Genomic DNA, 3,983 nt, shown 5'->3' with positions numbered 1-3,983 from the left:
GCTTGCCATTGACTGCTATCACAAGGGAGTTACCCTATCGGTGTTTGGTTGGGGGGTGGTATGAGTGTTTGACAGATTAATTAAGTTGTGCTTGTTGACTGAGTAATCATCCTATTGACAGAATTATTTTCCTGTGCTAGGACTAGATTGTGAGTAATATCTGAGTAATTAGGTACGACTATCGGGTTGAGTGTTTCCCGGTTATCGCCGTTAGGATAAGGGTTCAACTGAAATGGAGCTAAGCGGACTCGAACCGCTGACCCCTGCAATGCCATTGCAGTGCTCTACCAACTGAGCTATAACCCCAAAGACATCTTTTAATGTATCACAGGATGATTGGTTAAGTCAATGATTTTGGCAAAAATTTTTTGATATCCTCTAGGCGCTAAAGGGAGGAAAATCGATCGCCCCACACTGGTAATGGTCGCCCCACGGGGTCTAAAGGTGGGACTGTAGACGATCGCACCAGATCACATATAGGAGTAAGCATGATGAGACATTTGGGTAAGGTGGTCGATACACGAACCCATGAGAAAATAAACCACAACCATAGCGACGGCGGAAATAGCCACTAATATACCGGCCAGGACAAAGGAAGACTCTCGATATCGAGCCGCTTGCTGCATCAGATGTACAGACCAGGCTACCAGAGCTATATCAATTATTAGAATAGAAATCAGCATAAGTTACGTTTTGTAACATTTCTTCCATTCTAACAGGAGTTTCGTAACTGAGCCGGTAATGCGGAAAATTTAATCTTTTGTTTAGGTAAAACTCCCGTGGGGAAACCATTAGACGTGGGGGAGTGCGTGGGGACGGACGGGAATATGGCGAGTGGCGAGATAGGATTTGATTTCAGCGACGCTTAACTGTCCGTAATGTAACAGAGAAGCCAATAAAGCCGCCTCCGCGCGTCCCTCGGTTAAGGCTTCGTAGATATGCTGAGAGGTTCCCGCGCCCCCAGAGGCAATCACGGGAATTTCGACACTTTCAGCGATAGTCCGGGTTAATTCCAGGTCATAGCCTGCTTGTGTGCCGTCTGCGTCCATACTGGTCACCAGAAGTTCTCCCGCGCCTCGTTGCGCCAATTCTTTCGCCCAAGCGATCGCATCAAGTCCGGTATTTTCGCGACCACCACGGACAAAAACATCCCAACCGGGATTATTTGGGTCAGTGCGCCGACGGGCATCAATAGCGACTACAATACACTGAACACCAAAGCGATCGCTGGCTTTATTGATTAAATCTGGGTCACGGACCGCCGCCGAGTTAATGCTGACCTTATCAGCCCCGGCCCTTAACAAATTTTTAATCATTTCTAAGTTTTGGATACCCCCCCCGACGGTCAAAGGGATAAACACCTGTTCAGCGGTACGATAGACCACATCAATAATGATATCGCGGTCTTCATGGGTAGCGGTAATGTCCAGAAACACCAATTCATCAGCCCCCGCGTCATTATAGGCGGCAGCCAATTCCACCGGGTCGCCAGCGTCTTGGAGATTAACAAAATTGACACCCTTGACCACCCGACCGGCTCTAACATCTAAACATGGTAAAATGCGTTTAGCAAGCATAGCAACTCCTCGATTATGGGGCAAAAAATTCCTTTTATAGTTTAACTGTTTTGGGCGACCTGATTAGATGTTGTTAATTTTTGCCAATAGTCAGTCAAATCTCGCGCCACTGTGGGGGCTAGAAAATATAGTCCCAATAGATTAGGAATTGACATGGTTAGATACATGGCATCACTGAATTTAATCACCGCTTGAGGATTGACGATCGCCCCTAAAAATATGGCGGTTAAAAATAGGAGTTTATAAATAATCGCCCAGCGTTGTCCTAATAAATATTGCCAACACAATTCCCCATAATATCCCCAGGCTATCATCGTGGAGAAAGCAAAGCAAAATAAAGCGGCAGCCAACACATAAGGGAACCAATGAATCACCGAACCAAAGGCGGCGGATGTGATTTCTGCGCCTCCTAAATTCGCCCAGGCGGGGTTATTATAGGCTCCCGTAATAATGATAACTAACGCGGTCATATTGCAGATAATGACGGTATCAATTAATGGTTCCAGGGTGGCGACTATTCCCTCTCGGATAGGTTCATCTGTGCGAGCGGCAGCATGAGCGATCGCCGCAATTCCCAAGCCCGCCTCATTAGAAAAAGCCGCCCTTCTAAACCCTTGAATTAAGGCTGCCAAACCTCCCACCACCACAGCTTGATCTTCAAAAGCCGAGGCGAAAATAGTAGCGATCGCATCAGGAATTTTTGCCCAATTGACCAGCAGAACCCACAGCGCGGCGATTACATATATAGCACACATGAAGGGAACCAGAACCGCCGTAATTTGAGCTATACGGCGAATCCCCCCAATAATGACCAATCCGACCAAAAGCACCAAAACGGAGCCATAGAGCCACCCCTGAGAGGCGAATACGGGAAAAACTCGTGCGATCGCGACCTTAGACTGATTAGCTTGAAAGATGCTGGAACTCCCCAAGGCGGCGCCGATCGCCAAAACAGCAAACATAGCCGCCAAAACCCGACCCAAGTTTTTTTGTCCCAACTCCTGTAAACCCGCCGATAGATAATACATAGGACCCCCGGCGATCGTACCATCTGGGTTAACGAGGCGGTATTTTTGAGCGAGGGTACATTCCACAAATTTACTACTCATTCCCAGAAAACCCGCCAGAGTCATCCAAACCACAGCCCCCGGACCTCCCAAACCAATAGCGATCGCCACTCCCGCAATATTTCCTAATCCCACAGTAGCCGATAAAGCCGTAGCCAATGCTTGAAAGTGGGAAACTTCCCCCTCATCTTCGGGGTTATCATAGACTCCCAAAACCACTTTAATAGCGTGTGTGAAACCCCTAAGATTAACAAATCTCATCCACAGGGTGAAAACCAGACCACCCGCCATAAACCAGACCACAATTAAGGGTATCCCCCCCACTTCCACAAAGATAATTCTGTAGACAATCTCCAGAATCTGGGCAGCTATAATCGATATATTAGGCAATTTATCCATCTGGCAATTATAACTCCCGTGGTAGCCAAAGCTGGGCAGTCACAAAAGATTTCCCTAAGAAACGGGGTTTCTGAAAGTCTGGGGGGGTAAAGAAACCCGGTTTTTACCAGCATGATATTCAGCCATTGCTGAAGGAGCGATCGCATTCTGCTCACTCTCGGACTTTGTAACCGAGCGATCGCACTTTCGAGTAATTCCGTCATGGTTACCCTAGCCAATACTTGATACTTACCTTATCTAGTATTGCGGATCGCAGGCCAATTGAAGATCGCCCCCACACGATAGGGTCTGTTCTGCATCCTGGAGGGATGAGGTAATATGGGGATATTATCCCGACTCGGTGCGTGGCTATGGATGAACAACAACTGCAAGCCTATCTCTCTTTGCGGCAAGGATTTGAACAGTATCAACGGGGTCAATATCCCCAAGCCTGGGAATCTTTGCAACAGTCTCTCGCCTTGTATCAAGAAATCGGGGATAAGGCTAAGATCGCTTTATGTTGGGGACAGTTAGGTTGTATTGAGCGCGACCGGGGCAACTGGGATGAGGCCGAGCGTCTGTGTCGGCAATCTTTGCAATTGAGTACCGAATTGGGCGATCGCTCCGGCATGGCAACCTCTTGGGGAGTGTTGGGAGATATCCAGCGAAATCGCGGCAACTGGGATGAGGCCGAGCGTCTGTATCGGCAATATTTGGAAGTGATGACCGAATTGGGCGATCGCTCCGGCATGGCAACCTCTTGGGGAGTGTTGGGTTCTATCGAGGGAAATCGGGGCAACTGGGATGAGGCGGAGCGTCTGTATCGGCAATCTTTGCAATTGAGAACCGAATTGGGCGATCGCTCCGGCATGGCAACCTCTTGGGGAGTGTTGGGTTCTATCGAGGGAAATCGGGGCAACTGGGATGAGGCGGAGCGTCTGTATCGGCAATCTTTGCAATT

Annotated in this window: 5 protein-coding genes and 1 tRNA gene; 1 reads left to right on the top strand and 5 read right to left on the bottom strand. The window is 48.4% G+C overall.

The features are described from left to right. Positions 1–233: 233 nt before the first annotated feature. The 5 genes from P5674_RS23495 to P5674_RS23475 form a co-directional block, all read right to left on the bottom strand. Positions 234–306: transfer RNA gene (locus P5674_RS23495), tRNA-Ala, on the bottom strand. A gap of 164 nt (positions 307–470) precedes the next feature. After that, the gene (locus tag P5674_RS23490; protein ID WP_006616337.1) at positions 471–683 is read right to left on the bottom strand and encodes a hypothetical protein; all 213 of its coding nucleotides are present in this window, start codon (positions 681–683) and stop codon (positions 471–473) included. 108 nt (positions 684–791) lie between these two features. Then, positions 792–1,577 carry an imidazole glycerol phosphate synthase subunit HisF gene (hisF, locus tag P5674_RS23485; protein WP_006616338.1) on the bottom strand — a complete coding sequence of 262 codons (786 nt, stop codon included), beginning with the start codon at positions 1,575–1,577 and terminating at the stop codon, positions 792–794. A 41-nt stretch (positions 1,578–1,618) separates the two neighbouring features. Further along, positions 1,619–3,043 carry an alanine/glycine:cation symporter family protein gene (locus tag P5674_RS23480; protein ID WP_006616339.1) on the bottom strand — a complete coding sequence of 475 codons (1,425 nt, stop codon included), beginning with the start codon at positions 3,041–3,043 and terminating at the stop codon, positions 1,619–1,621. Then, positions 3,013–3,246 carry a hypothetical protein gene (locus P5674_RS23475; protein WP_014274603.1) on the bottom strand — a complete coding sequence of 78 codons (234 nt, stop codon included), beginning with the start codon at positions 3,244–3,246 and terminating at the stop codon, positions 3,013–3,015. The genes P5674_RS23480 and P5674_RS23475 overlap by 31 nt, the downstream gene beginning before the upstream one ends. A gap of 147 nt (positions 3,247–3,393) precedes the next feature. On the opposite strand from P5674_RS23475, the gene P5674_RS23470 reads away from it, so the two are divergent. Next, the coding region (locus P5674_RS23470) for a tetratricopeptide repeat protein (protein WP_315670335.1) at positions 3,394–3,983 on the top strand (590 nt) is incomplete at its 3' end.

It is taken from the genome of Limnospira sp. PMC 289.06, assembly GCF_032350395.1.
Taxonomy (GTDB): domain Bacteria; phylum Cyanobacteriota; class Cyanobacteriia; order Cyanobacteriales; family Microcoleaceae; genus Limnospira; species Limnospira platensis.
This window is presented reverse-complemented; position numbering and strand designations above follow the sequence as displayed.